Source organism: Streptomyces sp. NPDC005438, from assembly GCF_040606315.1.
Taxonomy (GTDB): domain Bacteria; phylum Actinomycetota; class Actinomycetes; order Streptomycetales; family Streptomycetaceae; genus Streptomyces.
The window spans coordinates 133,589-156,569 of record NZ_JBEXEP010000003.1 but is presented as its reverse complement, the minus strand read 5'-3'; the positions used below and the strand labels follow the sequence as shown (position 1 = coordinate 156,569).

Here is a 22,981-nt window from a genome sequence, read left to right as displayed (position 1 = left end):
CCCCTGGGGGACACGGGCTCACCGTCACTGCTTGTCGAACCTGGGGGTGCTGCCCTGGGACTCCTGCTGCGGCTGCTGGGCGTCGCCGCCCTCGATGGCCTGCTGTCCCCCGGCGGGGCCGCCGGTCAGCTCGGCCTTCATCCGCTGGAGCTCCAACTCCACGTCGCTGCCCCCGGAGAGGCGGTCCAGCTCGGCGGAGATGTCGTCCCGCGCGGTGCCCGAGGGGTCCTCCAGGGCGCCGGAGGCCAGGAGTTCGTCGATGGCACCGGACCGGGCCTGGAGCTGCTGGGTCTTGTCCTCGGCTCGCTGGATGGCCATGCCCACGTCGCCCATCTCCTCGGAGATGCCGCTGAAGGCCTCCCCGATGCGGGTCTGCGCCTGGGCCGCGGTGTAGGTGGCCTTGATGGTCTCCTTCTTGGTGCGGAAGGCGTCCACCTTGGCCTGGAGGCGCTGGGCCGCCAGGGTCAGCTTCTCCTCCTCGCTCTGGAGGGTCTGGTGCTGGGTCTCCAGGTCGGTCACCTGCTGCTGGACGGCGGACCTGCGGGTCAGCGCCTCCCGCGCCAGATCCTCCCGGCCGAGCGCCAGGGCCTTCTTGCCCTGCTCCTCCAACTTCGAGGACTGGCCCTGGAGTTGGTTCATCTGCAGCTCAAGACGCTTGCGGGAGGTCGCCACGTCGGCGACGCCCCGGCGCACCTTCTGCAACAGCTCCAGCTGTTTCTGGTACGAGTAGTCGAGAGTCTCGCGCGGGTCCTCAGCCCGGTCCAGGGCCTTGTTGGCCTTCGCGCGGAAGATCATTCCCATACGCTTCATGACACCGCTCATGGGCCTCGCGCGCCCCCTTCGTAACGGACTCGAACCTCGGCACATCTACAGACCCCAGACTACGGGGCCTGGTTCCATTACCGCACTGTTCGGTGCGGGATGCGCTCCTCCTGTAGGACGATCAGTATCGCCGACCTCCGGCGGAGGGAGTAGGCCGCGCCCCCTCCGTCTCCGGGTACGCGCCCCCACCGACGGCGGCGGGACCGAGGTCGTTGCCGATTCGTTCCCCCCTGGCCGGCGGCGCACACCCGGGGGCGCCGTAGGGTGGAGGGGTGTTTCGAAGCCGTACGAAGGATGAGCGCTCCTCCACGTCCCCGGTGACCGACGACGAGCCCACGCAGGTCCGTGACCCGCAGGCCCCCAAGGGCCGGCCCACCCCCAAGCGGAGCGAGGCGCAGGGTCAGCGCAGGACGCTGGCCAAGCCCGCGAGCAACCGCAAGGAGGCGGCGAAGCGTGCCCGGGAGGCGCGCCGCAAGGAGATGGCCCAGCAGCGCGAGGCCATGATGACCGGCGACGAGCGCTACCTCCCCTACCGCGACAAGGGGCCGGTGCGCCGCTACGTCCGGGACTTCGTGGACGCCAAATGGTGTGTGGCCGAGTTCTTCATGCCGGTCGCCATCGTGATCCTGGTGCTGAGCATGGTCAACGCCGGTGCCCTCCAGGCGTACGTGCTGCTGGTGTGGATGGCGCTGATCCTGCTGATCGTCCTGGACTCGGCGATGACCGTGGTCCGGCTGAGGAAGCGGCTGCGGGAGCGGTTCCCGGACGAGAACCGCAAGGGCGCGGTGGCGTACGCCCTGATGCGCACCCTCCAGATCCGCAAGATGCGGCTGCCCAAGCCCCAGGTGGCGCGCGGCGAGCACCCCTGACGCACGCCCCCGGTTGACCCGACGGCGCCGGGGCGGACGACGGACTCACCTGTCCTCGTCCGCCCCGGCGCCGTCATGTGCGGGGTGCCCCTCGGGTCACTCGGCGTGCAGGCTCATCGGGCCGTACACGGTGGCCCCGTCGTCCAGGAGCACGACCTGGTCGATGCCCTCCTCCTTCAGGTCACGCCAGGCCTCGCCGATCCAGGACTCCGCGTCGCCCTGGGTGGAGAACTCCTCCACCTGGAGTCCGGTGGTGGTCTCGGTACCGTCGGCCTTCTCGAACCGCCATGTCCAGGGCACTGCGCCTCCTTGAGGATCGGGTCGATGCTTGTCGCAGGGTACTGAGCGAAGGGCGGTGTCCGCCCGGGGACCGCGGAAGTGCCCCGGCCGGCTCGGCCGGCGGGCAACAGCCGGCGGGAGGAGGGACGATCGGCTTGTGGAACTGACTCTGCTCGGCACCGGGGCCCCCGACGGACTCCCCCGCCCCGGCTGCCCCTGCGCGCGGTGTGCCCTGGCCACCGGCCCGGAGGCCAGGGCCGCGACCTCCCTGCTGGTCGACCACTCCCTGCTGCTGGACCTCACCCCCGGCGCCGCCCTGGCCGCCGCCCGGGCCGGACGGTCGGTGCACGAGGTGCGGCAGGTACTGCTGTCCCACCCCCACGACGGTCCCGCCATGGAGTTCCCGGCCGGGCTGCCCTCCCCGGTGCGGGTGCCGGACGGGCAGGAACTGTCCCTGATCAGCGGCCACCGGGTACGGGCGGTGCCGCTGGACGCCCCGGGCACCGGCTACGAGATCGTGGGCCCCAGCGGGGCGCGGATGCTGTACCTGCCACCGGGGGGCGCGCCGGCCGGGCTGTCCCCCCGGCAGGCGCCGTACGACCTGGTCGCCTCGGACGTGCTGGGTCGGCCGGACGCGCTGGCCCGGCTGCGGGCGGTCGGGGCGGTCACCGCCACCACGGACGTACTGGCCGTCCACCTCGGCCACCAGGTGCCACCCGGGGCGGAGGCACGGCGGCGGCTGGCGGCGCTGGGGGCCCGGGCGGAACCGGACGGCACCTCGCTGACCGTGGGCGAGTACCGCGAGGTGCCGGACGTCCCCCGGCGGACCCTGGTGCTGGGCGGGGTGCGGTCGGGCAAGTCGGTGGAGGCAGAGCGGCGGCTCGCGGGGTTCCCGGACGTGGTGTACGCGGCGACCGGGGGCGGCGGCCAGGAGGGGAACGGCGACCCGGAGTGGTGGGAGCGGGTGGAGGCGCACCGGGAGCGCCGGCCGCCGGGCTGGCGCACCGTGGAGGGCTGCGACCTGGTGCCGCTGCTGGCCGAACGGGACGCGGCGCCGCTGCTGGTGGACTGTCTGGCGCGGTGGCTGTCGGACGCCATGGACCGGGTGAACGCCTGGGACGACGGTGCCTGGCGGAACGGCGCGCGGGCCGAACTGCACAAGCGGGCGGGCGAGTTGGTGGCCGCCTTCCGGGCCACCCGGCGCACCGTGGTGGCGGTCAGCGAGGACACCGCCTCGGCTGGGGCGCCCACCGGGCGGGCCGGCCGACGGTTCCGGGACGAGCTGGGCCGGCTGAACGCGGCGGTGGCCGAGGAGTGCGAGGAGGTGCTGTTGATGGTAGCCGGCACCGCCTGTCGGCTGCGGGGCTGAGCCGGCGTACACCGGTCCGGTGGGCGGCCGGACCGTACCGTACGCTTCGCCACTATGAGCGACGGCAGCCTGGATCTCGACGACTTCACCGACCGGATCGAGCGCCCCCTGGGCAGTGTGCGGCGCGACGCCGAGGAACGCCGGGAGCGGACCGGTCTGCCTCCGGGGGCGTTGGGGCGGCTGGACGAGATCGCCGAGTGGCTGTCGGCCGCACAGGGTCAGGTCCCGGTACGGCCGGTGGAACGGCCCCGGATGCTGCTGTTCGCCGGCGACCACGGGGTGGCCTCGCTCGGGGTCTCCGGCCAACCGGTCGACGGGGCGCGGGAGTTGGTGCGCGCCGCCCTGGACGGCCAGAGCCCCAGCGCCCTGCTGGCCGGCCACCAGGGTGTGCCGGTACGGGTGGTGGACCTGTCGGTGGACTGCCCGGCCGAGGAGCTGCCGGCGGAGGTCACCCGCCACCGGGTGCGCCGCTCCAGCGGGCGGCTGGACATCGAGGACAGCCTCAGCGCCGAGGAGGCGGAGCGGGCGTTCCGGGCCGGTATGGCGGTGGCCGACGAGGAGGCGGACGCGGGCACCGACCTGGTGGTGCTGGGCGACCTGTCGGTGGGCGGTACCACCGCCGCCGGCACCCTGGTGGCCGCCCTGTGCGGTACGGACGCCTCGGTGGTGACCGGCCGGGGCGGCGGGGGTCTGGACGACCTGGCGTGGATGCGCAAGTGCGCCGCCATCCGGGACGGGCTGCGCCGCGCCCGGCCGGTACTGGGCGACCAGTTGCGGCTGCTGGCGACGGTGGCCGGAGCGGACCTGACCGCCATGACGGGGTTCCTGTTGCAGTCGGCGGTACGCCGTACCCCGGTCATCCTGGACGGGGTGGTCTCGGCCGCCTGTGCCCTGGTGGCCCAGCGGATCGCGTTCCGGGGGCCGGACTGGTGGCTGGTGGGTCAGGCCAGCGGGGAGCCGGCGCAGGCCAAGGCGCTGGACCGGCTCACCCTGGAACCGCTGCTGGACCACGGGGTGACCGTGGGTCAGGGGCTGGGCTCCCTGCTGTCCCTGCCCCTGGTGGTGTCGGCCTCGCGGTTGGCCGCCGAACTGCCGGTCCGGGAGCCGGAGTCGGCCTCCGACCCGGTCTCGGACCTGGACGCCACCTGATCCGGTCGGTACCCCCGGGTCCCGTACACCCACCGCGCGGACACCGGTACCCGTTCCCGGGGCGGCCGGCCGCCCCGGAGAGGGGATCCCGTGGCCCCCGGCCACACAGGCGCGACCTCCGGCCATCCGGGCACGACCTCCGGCCACCCGGGCGGGGAACGGTCGCCGGTGCCCAACCACCGGGCGGTGCGGGGGAGTTCGGCATCCCCGAGGGCCCGAGGCCGCCGCGTCGTTCCTGGTGACGGACGCGGCACGCGCCACGGCCACCGACGCCACTCCCGGCCCCCCTGGCCGTGAGCGGGGCGTACGGGCATACCATGCCGTCCGGGGCCTGTTCCGCGCTGCGCCCCCACCCGGCACTTCACCCGGATCCACCAGGAAGAGACCGGGTCCCCAACTGGAAGAGGTCCCTACCGCTGTGTCTGCTTTGAGTCTCAGCACGTCGTCCATCGCCACGCTGCGAGCGGACGCTCTGGTCATCGGCGTCGCGAAGGGCGCCAAGGGTCCCGTCGTCGCCCTCGGTGGCGAGGCGGTGGACAAGGCCTTCGGCGGCAAACTGGCGACGACCCTGGAGGCCCTGGGCGCCAGTGGCTCCGAGGGAGAGGTCACCAAGCTGCCGGCCCCGGCCAGCGGGGTGAAGGCCCCGGTGGTGCTCGCCGTCGGGCTGGGTGACGTGCCACGGAAGAACGACACCTACGACCACGAGGCCCTGCGCCGGGCCGCCGGCGCGGCCTCCCGCGCGCTGGCCGGCACCAAGAAGGCCGGCTTCGCCCTGCCGCTGGCCGACACCGGGTCGGTGGCCGCCGTCGCCGAGGGTGCCCTGCTGGGGGCGTACGCCTTCACCGCCTACCGAGGCACCGAGGGCAAGAACGGCAAGGACGGCAAGGGTGCCAAGGACGGGAAGAACGGCGGGAACGCCCCGCTGGACGAGGTCGTCCTGCTGGGTGGCAGGTCCCGGGACGCCGACCACAAGGCGGCCGTGCACCGCGCCACCGAACTGGTCACCGAGGTCCACCGGGCCCGTGACCTGATCAACACCCCCTCCAACGGCCTCAACCCGGCCGTCTTCGCCGAGCAGGCCCAGGCCCTGGGCAAGGAGCTGGGCCTCAAGGTCGAGGTGTGGGACGAGAAGGCCCTCACCAAGGGCGGGTTCGGCGGCATCCTCGGCGTCGGCCAGGGTTCCCAGAACCCGCCCCGGCTGGTGCGGGTCGCCTACAAGCACTCCAAGGCGAAGAAGACCGTCGCCCTGGTCGGCAAGGGCATCACCTACGACTCGGGCGGCATCTCGCTGAAGCCTCCGGGCAGCAACGAGACCATGAAGTGCGACATGAGCGGCGCCGCCGCCGTGTTGGCCACCGTGGCCGCCGCCGCCCGGCTGGACCTGCGGGTGAACGTCACCGGCTGGCTGGCCCTCGCCGAGAACATGCCCTCCGGCACCGCGATGCGCCCCGGCGACGTGCTCACCATGTACAGCGGCAAGACGGTGGAGGTGCTCAACACCGACGCCGAGGGGCGGCTGGTGCTGGCCGACGCCCTGACCCGGGCCTGCGAGGAGTCCCCGGACGCGCTGCTGGACGTGGCCACCCTCACCGGAGCGATGGTGGTGGCCCTGGGCAACCGCACCTTCGGCGTGATGGGCAACGACGACGCCTTCCGTACCCGGGTGCACGAGACCGCCACGGAGGTGGGCGAGGCGTCCTGGCCGATGCCGCTGCCCTCCGACCTGCGCAAGGGCATGGACTCCACGGTCGCCGACCTCGCCAACATGGGTGAGCGGGCCGGTAGCGGCCTGGTGGCCGGGGTCTTCCTCAAGGAGTTCGTCTCCGAGGGCACCCCCTGGGCCCACCTGGACATCGCGGGCCCGGCCTTCCACGAGAGCGTCCCCCAGGGCTACACGCACAAGGGCGGCACCGGGGTGGGCGTCCGCACGCTGGTACGGCTGCTGGAGCACGCCGCCGACGGCGACCTGTGAGCCCCGGGCGGGGATGACCTCCGCCACTACGGCCCCGTACGTCCACGGGTGGTTGGTGGGCGCACGGGGCCGTACCCATCGGTAGCTCAGGGCCGGCGTCCCGTGGGGTGTCGACAAGTGCGAAGATGGGTCCTCGGCAGGACAGGGCCCGCACGATTCACCCAACGATCGAGTCCAGGGCCGAACGACAGCGGCCGAACCTCAGCCGCCCGGCCACCGACGGCCGGCTACGGCGTACCCATTGCATGGAGGACGTGACGTGGCGAACGACGCCAGCACCGTTTTCGACCTAGTGATCCTCGGAGGCGGTAGCGGCGGTTACGCCGCTGCCCTGCGCGCTTCGCAACTGGGTCTGGACGTCGCCCTGATCGAGAAGAACAAGCTCGGCGGCACCTGCCTGCACAACGGCTGCATCCCGACCAAGGCCCTGCTGCACGCCGGCGAGATCGCCGACCAGGCGCGGGCGAGCGCCGAGTTCGGGGTCAAGGCCACCTTCGAGGGCATCGACATGGCCGGCGTCCACAAGTACAAGGACGGCGTGGTCAACGGGCTCTACAAGGGCCTCCAGGGCCTGGTGGCCAGCCGCAAGGTGACCTATGTGGAGGGTGAGGGCCGGCTGTCCTCCCCGACCTCGGTGGACGTGGGCGGCCAGCGGTACGAGGGCCGGCACATCCTGCTGGCCACCGGCTCGGTGCCCCGCTCCCTGCCCGGACTGACCATCGACGGCGACCGGATCATCTCCTCCGACCACGCGCTGGTGCGCGACCGGGTCCCGGAGTCGGCGATCATCCTGGGCGGCGGCGTCATCGGCGTCGAGTTCGCCTCGGCCTGGAAGTCGTTCGGCGCCGACGTGACCATCGTCGAGGGCCTGCCGCACCTGGTGCCGGCCGAGGACGAGAACAGCTCCAAGCTGCTGGAGCGGGCGTTCCGCAAGCGGGGCATCAAGTTCTCGCTGGGCTCCTTCTTCGAGAAGGCCGAGTACACCCAGAACGGCGTCAAGGTCACCCTCGCCAACGGCAAGGAGCACGAGGCCGAGGTGCTGCTGGTCGCCATCGGCCGGGGCCCGGTCTCCGAGGGCCTGGGGTACGAGGAGGTCGGCGTCCGTACCGACCGGGGCTTCGTGCTCACCGACGAGTACTGCCGCACCGACGTGCCGACCGTCTCCGCCGTCGGTGACCTGATCCCCACCCTCCAGCTGGCGCACGTGGGCTTCGCCGAGGGCATCCTGGTCGCCGAGCGGCTGGCCGGACTCAACCCGGTGCCCATCGACTACGACGGGGTGCCCCGGGTGACCTACTGCCACCCCGAGGTGGCCTCCGTCGGCATCACCGAGGCCCAGGCCAAGGAGAAGTACGGCGCCGACCAGGTCGTGACCCTGAAGTACAACCTGGGCGGCAACGGCAAGAGCAAGATCCTCAAGACCGCGGGCGAGATCAAGCTCGTCCAGGTGCGGGACGGCGCCGTCGTCGGCGTCCACATGGTCGGCGACCGGCTCGGTGAGCAGGTGGGCGAGGCCCAGCTGATCTACAACTGGGAGGCGCTGCCCTCGGAGGTCGCCCAGCTGATCCACGCACACCCCACCCAGAACGAGGCCCTGGGCGAGGCGCACCTGGCCCTGGCCGGCAAGCCGCTGCACGCCCACGACTGACCTACCGTCCGAGCGCGAGCGTCCTCACCAGCACGTTCCGCACACTTCGTAAGGAGCAACCGAAACCATGGCGGTTTCCGTAACCCTGCCGGCGCTCGGCGAGAGCGTCACCGAGGGCACCGTCACCCGCTGGCTGAAGGCCGAGGGTGAGCGAGTCGAGGCAGACGAGCCCCTCCTGGAGGTGTCGACCGACAAGGTCGACACCGAGATCCCCGCACCCGCCGCCGGCACCCTCTCCTCCATCAAGGTGGCCGAGGACGAGACCGTCGAGGTCGGGGCCGAACTGGCCGTGATCGACGACGGTTCCGGCGCTCCCGCCGACTCCGGCGCCCCGGCCCAGCAGTCCGAGCCCGAGCCCGCCCCCGCGCAGCCGGAGCCGGCCCAGCAGGCGCCGGCCGAGCCCGAGCCGCAGCAGGCCCCCGCCCAGGCGGAGCCCGAGCCGGCACCGCAGGCCTCCGGTGGCGCGACCGAGGGCACCGACGTGGTGCTGCCGGCGCTCGGCGAGTCCGTCACCGAGGGCACCGTCACCCGCTGGCTGAAGTCGGTGGGCGAGGAAGTGGCCGAGGACGAGCCGCTGTTGGAGGTGTCGACCGACAAGGTCGACACCGAGATCCCCGCACCCGCCGCCGGCACCCTGGTGGAGATCGTGGTGGGCGAGGACGAGACGGCCGAGGTCGGCGCCAAGCTGGCGGTCATCGGTGTGGCCGGTGCCGCGCCCGCCGCGCAGCCGGAGCCCGCCCAGCCGGAACCGCAGCCCGAGCCGCAGCAGGCCCCCGCGCAGCCCGAGCCCCAGACGGCGCCCGCACCGCAGGCCCCGGCCCAGCCGGAACCGGCACAGCAGGCTCCCGCCCAGCCCCAGCAGGCCCCCGCGCAGGCGGCACCTCAGGCTGCGCCCGCGCAGCCGGCGCAGCCCGCCCGTCCGGCTCCGGCTCCCGCCGGCCGTTCGGCGGTCGAGGGACCGTACGTGACCCCGCTGGTGCGGAAGTTGGCGCAGGAGCACGGCGTCGACCTGAACACCGTGAAGGGCTCCGGCGTGGGTGGCCGCATCCGCAAGCAGGACGTGGTGGCCGCCGCCGAGGCCGCGCGTTCGGCCCAGCCGGCCGGTGGCACCACCCAGCGCAAGGCGTCGACGCCGATCGAGCCCTCGCCGCTGCGGGGCCAGACGGTGCCGATGACCCGCATCCGCAAGTCCATCGCCAAGCACATGCTCAACTCGCTTCAGGTCTCGGCGCAGTTGACCACCGTGGTGGAGGCGGACGTCACCCGCATCATGCGGCTGCGGGGGCGGGCCAAGGCCAGCTTCCAGCAGCGCGAGGGCGTGAAGCTGTCGCCGATGCCGTTCTTCATCAAGGCGGCCACCGAGGCGCTGAAGGTCCACCCGGCCGTCAACGCCAAGGTGAACGACGACGACACCATCACCTACCACGACGTGGAGAACATCGGCATCGCGGTGGACACCGAGAAGGGGCTGTTCGTCCCGGTGATCCACGGGGCCGGCGACCTCAACATCGCGGGTCTGGCCAAGCGGACCGCCGACCTGGCGGACCGTACCCGCAACGGTGGGCTGAAGCCGGACGAGGCGACCGGTGGCACCTTCACCATCACCAACACCGGTTCGCGGGGCGCCCTGTTCGACACCCCGATCCTCAACCAGCCGCAGGTCGGCATGTTGGGTATCGGTGCCACGGTGAAGCGCCCGGTGGTCGTCTCCGACCCCGACCTGGGCGACACCATCGCGGTCCGCGACATGGTGTACCTGGCCCTGACCTACGACCACCGGATCGTGGACGGCGCCGACGCCGCCCGCTTCCTGGGCACGGTCAAGGACCGCCTGGAGGAGGGCGAGTTCGAGGCCGACCTCGGCCTGTAGGTGCGGCAGCCGTCAACCCGGCACCCGTCGGTGGCCCCGTTCCCGCACTCCGGGACGGGGCCACCGTCATGTGGCCGGACGTTCCCCGGGCGGCCCCGGAGCCCCGGCCCAGCGGTCCGCGCCCGGCCCTCCCGTACCGAGGGGTGACCAGGGACGGTACGAGCGACCCCGGCCCCGCACCCGGGGCCCCGGCCCGGGCGCCGGAACGGCCCTCCCCCGCCCCGAGGGCCCGCCGCGACGGGGTTCCGCGGCGCCCCGGTCGCCGTATGGTCAACGCAGGGCCCCATGCCACCGGACCCGTTCCCGAAGGAGTCGTCTTCGATGACCGCACCCGTCGTCCACTCGCTGCGCGAGCAGATCCGCGAGCACATCGTGGAGGGGATCGTCCAGGGGCGGTGGAAGCCGGGGGAACGGATCGTGGAACGCCGTATCGCGGTGGAACTGCGGGTCAGCCAGACGCCGGTACGGGAGGCGCTGCGGGAGCTGGAGAGCCTGCGGCTGATCGAGTCCGCCCCCAACAAAGGGGTACGGGTGCGGGCGTTGTCCGCCTCGCACCTGGAGGAGATCTATCCGGTGCGCGCCGGGTTGGAGCAGATCGCGGCGGAGCTGGCCGCCGAGCGGCTGGCGGAGGACGCGTCCGTACTGGAGCCGGAGGTGCGTGCCCTGTACGAGGCGGACCGGACGGGGGACGGCGAGGCGCAGGTGCGGCACACCGTGGCCTTCCACCGGGAGCTGGTGCGGGCCTCGGGCAACAGCGTGCTGCTGCACACCTGGGAGTCCCTGGGCATCGGGGTGTGGACCACCCTGTCCATCCGCTGGCTGGGCACCCGGCAGCAGTCCTACGCCGAGGAGCACCAGTCGTTGGTGGAGGCCTTCCGTCGGCGGGACCCCCGGGTGCCGGAGCTGGTGAAGGAGCATGTGCTCGGCTGTGCACCGCGTGCCGCCGAGGACGACTGAGTCGGGCACCGGATGCCGACTTCACGGGTTTTCCATGATTCTTTGGCCCACCCTTTGATCGATCATCGATCAGAGGGCTACAGTCGCTCACAGCGGTGGGGGGTGAACCATCCCCGGGATACGCGCCATCCCGGGAACCCCCCACCACGTCAACTCAGCCCTCCGCCTCGCCCTGTCCTGTGACGCGGAACGGCTGACGGGCGGGCGACCGGGTCCGGCACCCACACGGGTACCGGACCCGGTCCCCACACCCACTCCCCGCCCCGACGTTCCGGTGGGTCGCCAGCCGGTGGCCCGACCGCACCGGACCGATCGGAGGCCCATCGGAAAAGCCCCTCTATAACGACCGCGTCCCGACTGGGGCACTCCACGTGCGTGGCACCCTCGGAGGTTGGATGCTGGGGGGCGTGATGGACGAAGCGGAGTTCTGGGAGCTGATCGACACCACCCGGCAGGCGGCCGAAGGCGACGCCGAGGAGCAGGCCGACCTGCTCCTGGACCGCCTCACCCAGCTCGACCCGGAGGCGGTCACCGACTTCGCGCGCCACTTCGAGGCCCGCTTCCACCGCGCCTACCAGTGGGACCTGTGGGCCGCCGCCTGGATCCTCCTCGACGGCGCCAGCGACGACGTCTTCGACTCCTTCCGCGCCTGGCTGATCGGCCAGGGCCGTACCGTCTTCGAGGGCGCGGCCCACGAGGCGGACAGTCTCGCGGAACTGTTGGAGGACTTCGACGAGGAACTCGACGGCGAGGCCGAGGACCTGCGCTTCGTGGCCGACGACGCCTACGAGCAGCTGACCGGCGTGGAGTTGCCGGAGCTGGGCGTACCCGACCCCCCGGACGAACCGCAGGGGCTCCCCCTCGACCTGGAGGAGGAGAAGGAGTTGGCCACCCGCCTCCCCCGCCTCTGGGACCGCTTCGGCTACTGAGGTCGCCGACCCGCCTCACGGCAGCAGCGAACGCCCCATCAGCACGTCGTCCACGTACTCCCCCGCCAGGTGGAACTCCCCGGGCAGCACGCCCTCGACGCGGAAGCCCAGCGACTCGTACAGCGTCCGGGCGGGACGATTGTGCCCCAGCACCCGCAGGGTCAGCCGCCGCGCCCCCGACAGACGGGCCCCCTCGATCGCCGACCGGACCAGCGCGCGCCCCACGCCCCGGCCACGAGCCGCCCGGTCCACCTCCAGCCCCCGGATCTGGCGCACGTGGGCGTTGCTGGCCAGACCGGTGGGCCAGCCCAGGCAGACGTAGCCCAGCAACCGCCCGCCGTGGTCCTCGGCCACCTGGTACCGCTCCGGCGGGTCCTGGAACGACAGGAAGGGCGCCCCCTCCTCCGGCGGTGGGGTGACCGCGTGCAGGGTGGACCAGGTGCGGACGCTCAGCTCCCGCAGTCCCTCGTCGTCCGCCCAGTCGGCCGGCCGGACCAGCCAGCCGGACCCGGAGTCGATGTGCCGCGCCTCGCTCATGCGCCCACCGTGTCCCAGGGGCGACCCGGTGCTCAACCCCTTTGCGCCGCACGGAGGATGCGCGCGCACGGCCCGCGTCGTACGGGGCCACCGTGGGGGAGACTGGGCCCATGCGTATCGCGATCTCCGGCAGCCATGGACTGATCGGCTCGGCACTGGTGGACTCACTGCGGGCCGACGGCCACCAACTGGTGCGGTTGGTACGGCGACCGGCCCGAACCGGCGACGAGGTGCGGTGGGACCCGGGCCGACGGGAGGTGGACGCCGCCGGCCTGGTCGGCTGCGAGGCGGTGGTCCACCTGGCCGGCGCGGGAATCGCCGACAAGCGCTGGACGGCCGCCTACAAGCGGGAGTTGAGGGACAGCCGGGTGCTGGGCACGGCCACCGTCGCCGAGGCCCTGGCCTCCCTGGACAGCCCCCCGCACACCCTGGTGGTCGGCTCCGCCGTCGGCTACTACGGGGAGACCGGCGACCAGCCGGTGGACGAGGACTCCCCTCCGGGCGAGGGTTTCCTCGCCGACCTGTGCCAGCAGTGGGAGGAGTCGGCCGCGCCCGCCGAACGAGCCGGTATCCGTACCGCCTACGCCCGCACCGGACTGGTCGTCTCCCGGGAGGGCGGGGCCTGGGGCCGACTGTTCCCGATCTTCAAGCTGGGCCTGGGCGGACGGCTGGGCGACGGCGAGCAGTACTGGAGCCACATCGCCCTGCACGACCACGTCGCCGCCCTCCGCCACATCCTGGACACCCCCGAGCTGGCCGGCCCGGTCAACCTCACCGCCCCCGAACCGGCCACCAACAAGGAGGTCACCGAGGCGATGGCGGAGGTGCTGCACCGTCCGGCCGTGCTCCCCGTCCCCGCCTTCGCCCTCAAGGCGGCCCTGGGCGAGTTCGCCGGGGACATCGTCTCCAGTCAACGGGTGCTGCCCAAGCGGCTGTTGGAGTCCGGGTTCACCTTCGCCTTCCCCACCGTCCGCGAGGCGGTACGGGCCGCTCTGGACTGAACCCCACGCTCCTCCAGGGCCCCGGAGCGCCCCGAGGAGCGGGCCCGCGCAAGTGCCCCCGGACCGCGCGGAGAAGGGGCGCGGAGAAGGGGCCCCGCGCCGACAGTGATCCCCTCCCGATCCCTCGCGCCCCCACCGCGACCGGATGCGACCGTGGTGCGACCATCCGCCTCGCCATGACGACTGACCGCGACCGCCCCCTTGCATAGAGTGGAGGCAAGAGGGAACTCGGCCATGTCGTAAGCCGGTTGAGGCCCGCGCCCGGTGGGGCGGGTACCGGCGCGAGCGAGGGAGGACACGTGGCCATGGGCGATGCGACGCGCACGAGCGACGCGAGAGAACTCGACGCCGAGGTGGTGATAGTCGGCGCCGGCCCGGCCGGTCTGGCGGCGGCCCACCACCTGTCCGACGCCGGGGTGACCGTACGGGTGCTGGAACGGGAACCCGTGGTGGGCGGCCGGCTGCGCACCCACCACCTGTCCGGCTTCCTCCTCGACCAGGGGCCGGGCCTGTTCCCCCTGGACTGGCCGGAGTTGGGGCGGCTGGACGCCCTGCGCCCGTTGCCGCTGCGCCCCTTCGACCCCGGCGCCCTGGTGCACTGGGAGGGCCGCCGCCACCGGGTCGGCGAACCCCGCCGCACCCCGCACACCGACAGCCGGCTGGCCGCCCGCAACGCCCTGCACGCCGCCCGCGCCCTGGCCACCGCCCGCCGCCGGGGCGGCATGACGGAGGTCCTGGACCTGGCCAGGCTGCGTTCGGTGCTCACCCGGCTGTCCGCCACCGACCCCGAACGGCTGCTGAGTCGGGCCGAACTCCCGGTACGGCAGTCCTGGTTGGGACGTGGACTGCCCTCCCGTACGGTCGAGGGCCTGCTCGCCCCCCTGCTGACCGCCCTGCTGTCCGACCCGACGCTCACCACCTCCGGCCGGATCGCCGACCTGGTGCTGCGGAGCTTCGTCCGCAGTGGACTGGCCCTCCCCGAGGGCGGCTCCGAGGCGGTGCCCCGGCTGCTGGCCGACGCCCTGCCCCCAGGCACGGTACGTACCGGCGTGACCGTACGGTCGGTCAGCACCCGGCAGGCCCGCACCCTGGAGGCCGGGCCGGTCCACTGCCGCGCGGTACTGGTCGCCACCGGTGCCGCCTCCGCCGCCCGACTGCTGCCCGGACTGCGGGTGCCCGACTTCCACCCGGTCACGGTGCTGCACCACGCCACCCCGAGGCTGGAGCCGCGCCACGCCGGCTCGCTGTGTGTGGACGCCGACCAACGGGGTCCGGTCAGCCACAGCTGGGTGGCCTCCACGGTGGACCCGGGGCGCGCCCCCGAGGGGCGGGGACTGGTCACCTCGGTGGTGCTGGGCTCGGCCGCCGGGGCGCCGGCCAGCGAACTGGACCGGGCCGCCCGACCCCAACTGGCCGCGCTGCACGGGGTGTCCACCAGCGACTGGGAGCTGCTCGCCGCCCACGCCGACACCCGGGCGCTGCCCGCGATGCCGGCGCCCCACGACCCCAACCGGGCGGTACGGGTGCTGGGCGGGCTCTACGTCTGCGGCGACCACCGCGACAGCAGCACCCTCCAGGGCTCGCTGCGCTCCGGCCGCCGGGCGGCCCTGGCCCTCCTGCGGGACATGGGTGTGCGCACCGGGCAGGTGTCGCTGAGCACCGCCGCCTGAGCCGTCGGCGGCCACCTTCGAGGTGGACGTGGGAGGTCCACGCCTGAGGTGGGCGCGCGCCGCGCCTCGGGGGCCGCGCACCTTGGTGGGTGCCCCGCGCCGGGTGGGCTGGTCCCGAGGCGTAGCGGTCAGCTCACCGGGGCCGCCTCGGAGCCGTTGCGCCATCGTCGGGCTCGTACCTCGGCCCCGGCCTCTCCCCGCACGCCGCCCCTCCCTCTGGACGTGACCACCGGGACGACGCGGTGGGCCGGCGAACGGTCGGGAACGAAGCGGAACGGCAGCGCCCCCGGCGAACGGTCCCTGGGTGGGGGGGCTCCCGGTGGGGGGCGAGCCGGCACGGCCACCTTCGCCACTCGGGGTGCGGCCTGCGGGGGCTCCCCGGCCGTCCCGGCAGCCCCCGCCGACCCAGCGTGGAGACCAGCATCGGCCACCTACCGTCCGCCCGAGCCCCCCTCCACCGAGGGCCGCGAGGATCGTGATGCGGGACAACGCCGGCGTGCGCCAGCGGGCTGGGCGGCGAGCCCGCGCGGGACGCGGGACGGCGAGCGTGCGTCGTCCCACGCACGCGGCCACTCGCCCTCTTCGAGCGGCCACCGGCCCTCTGGGCCTTCTCATCCCTCACCGCCTCACCAGGAGCGAACGCCCACTACCGACGCCGACGCGAACACGGAGACTGGCACAACGCCGCCCAGCGCCACCTACTCAACCGCTTCCTCGGACAGCTCCACCACTGCCTCCAGACACGACAGCCGTTCGACGAACAGCGCGCCTTCGCGCCACTCCTTCGAGCTCAACTGGAGGGCGTGACAGGGGCCCGCAAGCCGAGCCACTGATCGGCGTCCCAGGCCCGGAACCGTTGCGCTTCGGCGAACCCCAGCTTCGCCGCGAGGCGCATCGAACGGACGTTGGCGGTCTGAGTGGCGAGCACCACCGGCTCACCCGGAAGGACGTCTTCGAGCCAGCCGAGAGCCGCCGCGCACGCTTCGGCCGCATACCCGAATCCCCACGCCTGCGGCAGGAACAGGTAGCCGAGATCTACTTTCCCCACGGCAGAGGGGCAAACGTGCTCCGTTACTCTTCTGAGCAGGATCTGGCCGATCATCACCCCGTCGAGATCGACGACGAAACTCCCGGACCGCCGCCCGGGCACCTCGGGCATCTCGCCCTCAAGCTCGTCACGCGGCCGGGGGCCGCCGAGGTAGGTGTGCACCTCCGGCGAGGCGTGCAGCTCGATGAACGCCGCACGGTCTCTGACCTCGGGCTCACGCAGCACGAGCCTCCCGGTCTTGATGGGTGCGGGCGGCCAGGCAACCGGTCCGAGATCAGTCATGTCGGCCAGCCAATCAGCAGGCTCAGTAGTGATCAAGACTCGCGGACCCGCTTGACTTCTTAGCCCCCTGAGATGTCTCGGAGGGTGGCGTGGCTCGCCGTGGGTGGCCGAGGCGACCGGAAGGGCGGGGCACGTGTGGGCTGGCCGGCGGGCTCGGCGCGGAGCCGCGTCGGGGCGTCCCCCACCACGGGGACGGACACCGGGGGTTGGGGACGACACCGGCCCAGGGGCCCGCGCGGACACCCCGCCCGAACGGTCGCGGACCTCCCCCACCGGAACCCACCGGAACCCGCGAGACCCACGAACCGTCGGACGGGTCAGCCCAGCGCCATCACCCGTTCCCGGTAACCCCGGGCGGCCGAGGTGCCCTGGTGGGGTTCCAGACAGCGTTCGAAGTGCCGGAGGTACTCGTGGGCGCGGGTGGAACGCAGCTGGCTGGCGGTCGCCGCCGCCTCGGCCGCCAGTGCGCAGGCCTGCTCCATCTCCCCCAGCCCCAGCAGCGCGGTGGCCAGCACCACCTGACACATCACCCGGCTCCGCGCGTGCCGTCGGTCCCCCAACCGCAGGGCGCGCTCGGCCTGTTCGGCGGCGTGCCGGTGCTGGCGCAGGTCCCGGTGGCAGTGCGCGAACTCCTCGGCCAGCCGCGCCTCGTCGAAGTGCCGCGCCCAGGCCGGGGGCTCGGCGCCCGCCTCCTGGGCGGCGGTCCAGGCGTTCTCGGCGCGGCTGAGGGCGGAGGCACAGGCCGCGCCGTCCCCCACCACCGCGTGGGCCCGGGCCTCGGCGGCGTACAACTGGGCCTCCACCAGCGGGGCGGCCGGCGCTCCCAGCCCCTGCTGGGCCACCCGGGCCAGCTGGACGGCCTCCCGTCCGTGCCCGAGGTAGACGGCCTGCTGGCTCATGGTCACCAGCACGTGCCCGCCGTACGCCCGGTCACCGGCCACCTGGGACAGCCGCAGGGCCTGTACGTAGTACCGCTGGGCCAGCCCGTGGGCCGCGATGTCGAAGCAGGTCCACCCCGCGAGCCGGGTCAACTCCGCCACCGCGCCGAACAGTCGGCGGCCGACCTGCTCCCCGTACACCCCGCGCAGCAGGGGCTCGGCCTCGTGCTCCAGGTAGCGGGCCAGGGCCTGCCGGGCGTGGCCGCCCCCGTGCGCCCGGTCCAGGGCCTGGAACAGTTCCCCCACCGACCTCAGGGCGGCGATGTCCCCTCCGCTCACCCGGTGTCCCGAGCCCTCCCTGGCGTTCTGCGCGGGCTCCGGCCGCGCCCCCCGAAGCCCCGCCACCGACCTGGGCCGCACCCCCGGGCCGCGCCCCTGCTGGGGGATGCGGCGGCCGGAGGGCTGGGGCTCCTCGGGCCGGGCGGTCACCCGCGTCCCGTGGCTCACCTGCTCGTCCGGCTGTCCGATCAGCCAGTCCCGGCTGGGCACCACCAGTCCGGCCGGGGTGAAGGCGATCCTCCGCAGCTCCTGGGGGTCGCCGACGTCCTTGCGCCACAGTCCGCTCACGATGTCCACCGCCTCGACCGGGGTGGCGGCGAACTCCAGCCCCGCGTACACCGGGGCGCAGGCGTCCAGCCCGACGTCCTGGGCGGTGAGGCGGCGCCCCAGGCGCCGGCTGAACACCTCCGCGATCAGGGCGGGGGTGGCGCCCCTGGGCTGCTGTCCCCGCAGCCAGCGGGTGACCGAGGTCTTGTCGTACCGCAGGTCGAGGCCGTGTTCCAGGCCCAGTTGGTCCACTCTGCGGGCCAGCCCCGCGTGGGAGAACCCGGCCTCGGCGATCAGGGCCGCGAGCTGTCGGTTGGGCACGCGCTGGCGCGGGGCGGACTCCCCGGTTCGTTCCATGGACATCGGTGCGTGGGGTCTCCTGCCTCGCTGACTGCGGCTGACGCCCTGGCTGGTGATCGTGGGGGACGGCGCGAATGTAACGAGCCGGAGGGTGTTACCGGTCGGGTGCGCGGTGCATTCATCCATATGTGTGTACGGAGGCTGAATATCGTCGGAGGCCAGCTCGGCCGTACAGTGGCCGGTGGCGCATTCCGTGGCCGCCGAGCGGCCGAACGACGAGCGAGGAGCGTCCAGTGGACCAGCCTCAGCGGGAGGAGCCGGGCGACCGGCTCCACTTCGTACACCTGGGCTTCGGCCCCGACGCGGTGGAGTACCTGGAGGCCTGGGAGGAACAGCGCCGGGTGCACGCGGCTCGGCTGGCGGGCGAGGTGCCCGACACCTGTCTGCTGCTGGAGCACCAGTCGGTGTACACCGCCGGGCGCCGCACCGAGGACAGCGAACGCCCCCTGGACGGCACCCCGGTCGTGGACGTGGACCGGGGCGGCAAGATCACCTGGCACGGGCCCGGACAGCTGGTGGGGTACCCCATCGTCCAACTCCCGCTGCCCGTCGACGTGGTGGAGCACGTACGGCGGCTGGAGGAGGCCCTGATCCGCACCTGCGCGGACTTCGGACTGGAGACGACCAGGGTCGAGGGGCGCAGCGGGGTGTGGGTGCTGGGCGAGGAACGTCCGGCCACCGCCCTCGGCGGGCTGGCCCTGGACCTGGCCCCCGCGATGTCCGACGGCTCCCAGGACGAGTACGACAGCCGGCTCGCCGGCCCCGAGTACGCCCCCTCCAACGCCGGGCAGCGCGGCCAGGACCGCAAGCTGGGGGCCATCGGGGTACGGGTGTCCCGGGGCGTGACCATGCACGGGTTCTCCCTCAACTGCGACCCCGACAACACCCTGTTCGACCGGATCGTCCCCTGCGGCATCCGGGACGCGGGAGTGACCTCGCTCTCGGAGGAACTGGGGCGGAATGTATCGGCCACCGATGTCCTTCCCGTAGTGGAGAAACACCTGCGGCAGTTCCTGGAGTTGAGGGAGCCGCTGCCCCAGGAGGGTTGAGCAGCCCGGCGGGCCCCTGGCGCGGGGCCCTGCCCACTGCGACCATCACGGTGGCAGTGGTGGGCCGGGGCCCGGGGCCACCACGACAATCGCAGGCGTACCCTGGGGAACGCCGAGGAATCGAAAGCCTGAGGAGCAGGACGTGTCCGCTGTCGCACCCGACGGTCAGCCAGCCAACCCTGACGGCAGGCGATTGCTCCGCTTGGAGGTCCGTAACGCGCAGACCCCCATCGAGCGCAAGCCGGAATGGATCAAGACCCGGGCCAAGATGGGCCCGGAGTACAACGCCCTCCAGAGCCTGGTGAAGCGGGAGGGCCTGCACACCGTCTGCCAGGAGGCGGGCTGCCCCAACATCTTCGAATGCTGGGAGGACCGCGAGGCCACCTTCCTCATCGGCGGTGAACAGTGCACCCGCCGCTGTGACTTCTGCCAGATCGACACCGGCAAGCCCGCCGAGCTGGACCGCGACGAGCCCCGCCGCGTCGCCGAGTCCGTGGAGCAGATGGAACTGCGGTACGCCACCATCACCGGCGTGGCCCGGGACGACCTGCCCGACGGCGGCGCCTGGCTGTACACCGAGACCGTGCGCCAGATCCACCAGCGGATGCCGGACACCGGGGTGGAGCTGCTGATCCCCGACTTCAACGCGGTCCCCGAGCAGCTGGCCGAGGTCTTCTCCTCCCGCCCCCAGGTCCTCGCCCACAACGTGGAGACGGTGCCGCGCATCTTCAAGCGCATCCGCCCCGCCTTCCGCTACGAGCGGTCGCTGGAGGTCATCACCAAGGCGCGGGAGGACGGGCTGGTCACCAAGTCCAACCTCATCCTCGGCCTGGGCGAGACCCGCGAGGAGGTCTCCCAGGCACTGCGGGACCTGCACTCGGCCGGCTGCGAGCTGATCACCATCACCCAGTACCTGCGCCCCACCCCCCGGCACCACCCGGTGGAGCGCTGGGTGAAGCCGCACGAGTTCGTGGAGCTGAAGGACGAGGCCGACGAGATCGGGTTCGCCGGAGTGATGTCCGGGCCCCTGGTCCGCTCCTCGTACCGCGCCGGCCGGCTCTACCAGCAGGCCGTCGCCGCACGCGACGGTTCCGCCGCCGCCTGAGCCACCGGGTGACGTCGTCCGACGTGGGCGACGTCACCCCGCCTCGGATGTGGCTTTCCCCACCTTTGACGTCCTGGACACGCGCCGGCAACAGCTCATGGGTCACCATGGGTGTACGTGTCGTGGCACCGGGGTCCACCACTCACCCCGGCAGATGGTCAAGGATGACCAGCGACCCCACCAACCCTCGTTCGCTACCGCTTCCCTGGAGGAGCTGTCGTGCGTACCACACTGCGCGCCCTGGAAGGTCTGCTGCTCTACCGAGGTCAGCGCACCGCCCGCCACAACGCCTGGGCCTCCGTGGTGGAGGACCGCCGCCGGGCCCACTCCCGCCGGGAGACCCAGCGTCTGCTGGAGGCCACCGGCACCCGTCGGGCGGGCCGGGAACACCCCGCCTGAGCCGACCGCACCGGGCCGCCGCCCCGTCCCCGTGACGGCCCGGAACCGCGCCTCGGTGCGGGAGACCGTACCGAGGCGTCCGCTGTCGACGGGGACACGTAAACTTCCAGTCATGGCGAGGAAGGAAACCCCCGAGAATCCAGGGCGTCTCAAGCAGATCGCTCTGACGTACAAGATGACGCGGCGAGCCGACTCCAAGATCGGGCTCATCCTCGCCGGTGTGGGACTGGTCGTCCTCGGCGCCTTCCTGGCGTTCGGGTTCTGGATCGGCCACCCGATCTACCTGGGCATCGTGGGCTTCCTGTGCGCCTTCCTGGCCATGGCCATCGTCTTCGGCCGTCGCGCCGAACGAGCGGCCTTCGGGCAGATGGAGGGCCAGCCGGGCGCCGCCGCGGCGGTGCTGGAGAACATCGGCCGAGGCTGGACCGTCACCCCGGCCGTCGCCATGAACCGGCAGCAGGACGTCGTGCACCGGGCCGTGGGCCGTGCCGGCATCGTGCTGGTCGCCGAGGGCAACCCCAACCGCGTACGCAACCTGCTCGGCTCGGAGAAGCGCAGGATGTCCCGGGTGGTGGCCGACGCCCCGGTGCACGACCTGGTGGTGGGCGACGACGAGGGACAGGTGCCGCTGAAGAAGCTGCGCACCACCATCCTCAAGCTGCCCCGGGTGGTCCCCGGCGGCGAGGTCACCCAGATCAACGACCGACTCCGCGCCATGGGCGACCTGCTGAGCAACATGCCCATCCCCAAGGGGCCGATGCCCAAGGGAATGCGCCTCCCCAAGGGCCAGGGCGGCGGACGCTAACCCCACCCCACACCGACCACACCGGGTGGGGCGGCCTTCTCCCGAAGGCCGCCCCACCCGGTTTCTCGTGCGCGCACCCGAGGGGGTCATCTCGCGCCCGGGCCTCGGCCCCGCACCCGTACGGCGCCGGGGAGCCGGTCGGGCGAGGCCCCGGTGGCCCCGGTCCCCCGCCGGGCTGGCCCCTGGCGCGCCCGCACCGGCGCGTGCCGCACTCCTCGTGCCGGCGTCCCCCGAGGAGTCGGGGCTGGCCCAGGCGGGAGTCCGCGTGGGTGCCGCCGACGAGGGGCCGGCCCGACGGGGCCTGACGGCCACCCGCGCGGCGGCCCGGAAGCCGAGGGCGAACGGCCGAGGCCCCCGGTGACCACCGCTGGGGATGGTCACCGGTACGGAACCGCCCGACCGAGGCGCCCCCATCGCAGCCCCCTCAGCGGGCGGCCCGGAGCCCGGCGAGGGCCTGACGCATCCCTCCGGGTACGGCGCCCAGGCGTGCCAGTACGGCGGGAGCGGCACCGAACCGGTACAGCGAGGCACTGATCGTCTGGAAGACCACCCGGTGCCCCGCGTACCGGCACAGCACCGACCAGAACTCCTGGCCCCGCCCGCACACCGGCTCCCGGTCCCAGGGCACGTCCACCACCCGTACCGTCGGAGCGGTCGGTGCCTCTGTCACCTCCCGGAGGGCCAACGTGTCCGCCCAGGCGCGGTCGTCCAGGTGCAACAGCAGGGATTCCACCGGCTCGCCCTCCGCCGTGCGGGCCAGGTCACGCCAGGTCTCGGCGGCCACCGCCTGGCGGGCGTAGAGGCACATCCGGGTCACCAGCGCCCACTCGCACTCCGGGAACGGTCCCTCGTGCGCAGCCGAGGCGAGTACGGTCCCCCGCAGCCGTTCGGCGCCGCGCGCCAGTTGCTCGGAGACCCACGCGACGCTCCGGGCTCCCTCGTCGTCCTCGATGGCGGCGGTGACCATCTCGTGGGTGAGCTGGGCGCGGGTGAACGAACACAGCAGTCCGTCCACCTCGGACGCCCCGAGTCGGCCGCTCCTGTCAACGGCCCCTGTTCGGCTGGCGAGTTGACGGTTCTGTCGCAACTGTCATGCTGGGGGTGCCTCTCTCTCAAAGGGATGGGGTGCCGCCTCCGGCGGGGGTTTCCTGGCAGGGAGTGCGCCCCGCCAGAGGCGGCGGTTCACAGGCCGCCGGTGGCCACTGCGAGGAAGATGGGTCCGCTCGCCCCGAAGACGACGGTCAGGGCGGCCGATCTGGCGAACCGGCCGATGGCGTGGCTGGCGCGCGTTCCTTCACCTTCGCCCGTGCACATCAACGGGGACCTGGACGATGGGTGTGGGGCTTCCCGGACGATGTCGAGTACCGCCAAGTGCTC

At 73.1% G+C, this 22,981-nt stretch carries 20 protein-coding genes and 1 pseudogene; 15 read left to right on the top strand and 6 right to left on the bottom strand.

Annotation, left to right across the window (positions count from 1 at the left end; all coding sequences use genetic code 11):
• Positions 1 to 24: 24 nt before the first annotated feature.
• Positions 25 to 810 carry a PspA/IM30 family protein gene (locus ABZT14_RS08920; RefSeq protein WP_356298820.1) on the bottom strand — a complete coding sequence of 262 codons (786 nt, stop codon included), beginning with the start codon at positions 808 to 810 and terminating at the stop codon, positions 25 to 27.
• A gap of 284 nt (positions 811 to 1,094) precedes the next feature.
• On the opposite strand from ABZT14_RS08920, the gene ABZT14_RS08915 reads away from it, so the two are divergent.
• A complete protein-coding gene (locus tag ABZT14_RS08915; protein ID WP_356298818.1) occupies positions 1,095 to 1,691 on the top strand; it encodes a DUF3043 domain-containing protein in 597 nt (198 codons plus the stop codon).
• A 96-nt stretch (positions 1,692 to 1,787) separates the two neighbouring features.
• Here ABZT14_RS08915 and ABZT14_RS08910 read toward each other — a convergent pair whose 3' ends face one another.
• Positions 1,788 to 1,991, bottom strand: coding sequence for a hypothetical protein (locus ABZT14_RS08910; protein WP_356298816.1), 204 nt, complete (start codon positions 1,989 to 1,991; stop codon positions 1,788 to 1,790).
• A 136-nt stretch (positions 1,992 to 2,127) separates the two neighbouring features.
• Between ABZT14_RS08910 and ABZT14_RS08905 the strand changes: the two genes are divergently transcribed.
• From ABZT14_RS08905 to ABZT14_RS08875, 7 genes are all read left to right on the top strand, one after another.
• Positions 2,128 to 3,339 (top strand): bifunctional adenosylcobinamide kinase/adenosylcobinamide-phosphate guanylyltransferase, encoded by a 1,212-nt coding sequence (locus ABZT14_RS08905; protein ID WP_356298814.1) that lies wholly within the window; start codon positions 2,128 to 2,130, stop codon positions 3,337 to 3,339.
• 54 nt (positions 3,340 to 3,393) lie between these two features.
• A complete protein-coding gene (locus tag ABZT14_RS08900) occupies positions 3,394 to 4,488 on the top strand; it encodes a nicotinate-nucleotide--dimethylbenzimidazole phosphoribosyltransferase (protein WP_356298813.1) in 1,095 nt (364 codons plus the stop codon).
• 418 nt (positions 4,489 to 4,906) lie between these two features.
• On the top strand, positions 4,907 to 6,460 hold the full coding sequence (locus tag ABZT14_RS08895; protein ID WP_356298811.1) for a leucyl aminopeptidase: 1,554 nt from the start codon (positions 4,907 to 4,909) through the stop codon (positions 6,458 to 6,460).
• A 259-nt stretch (positions 6,461 to 6,719) separates the two neighbouring features.
• Entirely contained in the window at positions 6,720 to 8,108 is a 1,389-nt protein-coding gene (gene lpdA / locus ABZT14_RS08890; protein ID WP_356298809.1) for a dihydrolipoyl dehydrogenase, read from the top strand.
• Positions 8,109 to 8,175: 67 nt separating this feature from the next.
• Positions 8,176 to 9,978, top strand: a complete 1,803-nt coding sequence (gene sucB, locus ABZT14_RS08885) for a 2-oxoglutarate dehydrogenase, E2 component, dihydrolipoamide succinyltransferase (RefSeq protein ID WP_356298807.1) — start codon at positions 8,176 to 8,178, stop codon at positions 9,976 to 9,978.
• Between the two features lie 321 nt (positions 9,979 to 10,299).
• On the top strand, positions 10,300 to 10,935 hold the full coding sequence (locus tag ABZT14_RS08880; protein WP_356298805.1) for a GntR family transcriptional regulator: 636 nt from the start codon (positions 10,300 to 10,302) through the stop codon (positions 10,933 to 10,935).
• A 407-nt stretch (positions 10,936 to 11,342) separates the two neighbouring features.
• Positions 11,343 to 11,864, top strand: coding sequence for a DUF4240 domain-containing protein (locus tag ABZT14_RS08875; RefSeq protein ID WP_356298803.1), 522 nt, complete (start codon positions 11,343 to 11,345; stop codon positions 11,862 to 11,864).
• Positions 11,865 to 11,879: 15 nt separating this feature from the next.
• Here ABZT14_RS08875 and ABZT14_RS08870 read toward each other — a convergent pair whose 3' ends face one another.
• A complete protein-coding gene (locus ABZT14_RS08870; protein ID WP_356298801.1) occupies positions 11,880 to 12,401 on the bottom strand; it encodes a GNAT family N-acetyltransferase in 522 nt (173 codons plus the stop codon).
• A 110-nt stretch (positions 12,402 to 12,511) separates the two neighbouring features.
• Here ABZT14_RS08870 and ABZT14_RS08865 point away from each other — a divergent pair, with 110 nt between their 5' ends.
• From ABZT14_RS08865 to ABZT14_RS08855, 3 genes and pseudogenes are all read left to right on the top strand, one after another.
• Positions 12,512 to 13,402: a TIGR01777 family oxidoreductase gene (locus ABZT14_RS08865; RefSeq protein WP_356298799.1), complete on the top strand. Its 891-nt coding sequence runs from the start codon at positions 12,512 to 12,514 to the stop codon at positions 13,400 to 13,402.
• 305 nt (positions 13,403 to 13,707) lie between these two features.
• Entirely contained in the window at positions 13,708 to 15,072 is a 1,365-nt protein-coding gene (locus tag ABZT14_RS08860) for an NAD(P)/FAD-dependent oxidoreductase (protein ID WP_356298797.1), read from the top strand.
• Positions 15,073 to 15,671: 599 nt separating this feature from the next.
• A pseudogene (locus ABZT14_RS08855) lies at positions 15,672 to 15,905 on the top strand (IS110 family transposase); the annotation flags it as partial.
• Here ABZT14_RS08855 and ABZT14_RS08850 read toward each other — a convergent pair.
• On the bottom strand, positions 15,863 to 16,402 hold the full coding sequence (locus ABZT14_RS08850) for a GNAT family N-acetyltransferase (RefSeq protein ID WP_356298795.1): 540 nt from the start codon (positions 16,400 to 16,402) through the stop codon (positions 15,863 to 15,865). The pseudogene ABZT14_RS08855 and the gene ABZT14_RS08850 overlap by 43 nt on opposite strands.
• A gap of 317 nt (positions 16,403 to 16,719) precedes the next feature.
• Positions 16,720 to 18,249 (bottom strand): regulator, encoded by a 1,530-nt coding sequence (locus ABZT14_RS08845; protein WP_356298793.1) that lies wholly within the window; start codon positions 18,247 to 18,249, stop codon positions 16,720 to 16,722.
• Between the two features lie 230 nt (positions 18,250 to 18,479).
• Here ABZT14_RS08845 and lipB point away from each other — a divergent pair, with 230 nt between their 5' ends.
• From lipB to ABZT14_RS08825, 4 genes are all read left to right on the top strand, one after another.
• A complete protein-coding gene (lipB, locus tag ABZT14_RS08840) occupies positions 18,480 to 19,295 on the top strand; it encodes a lipoyl(octanoyl) transferase LipB (protein ID WP_356298791.1) in 816 nt (271 codons plus the stop codon).
• 142 nt (positions 19,296 to 19,437) lie between these two features.
• Positions 19,438 to 20,400 carry a lipoyl synthase gene (lipA, locus tag ABZT14_RS08835; RefSeq protein WP_356298789.1) on the top strand — a complete coding sequence of 321 codons (963 nt, stop codon included), beginning with the start codon at positions 19,438 to 19,440 and terminating at the stop codon, positions 20,398 to 20,400.
• A 219-nt stretch (positions 20,401 to 20,619) separates the two neighbouring features.
• Positions 20,620 to 20,799, top strand: a complete 180-nt coding sequence (locus ABZT14_RS08830) for a hypothetical protein (protein ID WP_356298787.1) — start codon at positions 20,620 to 20,622, stop codon at positions 20,797 to 20,799.
• A 112-nt stretch (positions 20,800 to 20,911) separates the two neighbouring features.
• The gene (locus ABZT14_RS08825; RefSeq protein WP_356298785.1) at positions 20,912 to 21,604 is read left to right on the top strand and encodes a DUF4191 domain-containing protein; all 693 of its coding nucleotides are present in this window, start codon (positions 20,912 to 20,914) and stop codon (positions 21,602 to 21,604) included.
• A gap of 424 nt (positions 21,605 to 22,028) precedes the next feature.
• On the opposite strand, the gene ABZT14_RS08820 is transcribed toward ABZT14_RS08825, so the two are convergent.
• Complete coding sequence (locus ABZT14_RS08820) at positions 22,029 to 22,619, bottom strand: hypothetical protein (protein ID WP_356298783.1); 591 nt, start codon at positions 22,617 to 22,619, stop codon at positions 22,029 to 22,031.
• Between the last annotated feature and the right edge of the window lie 362 nt (positions 22,620 to 22,981).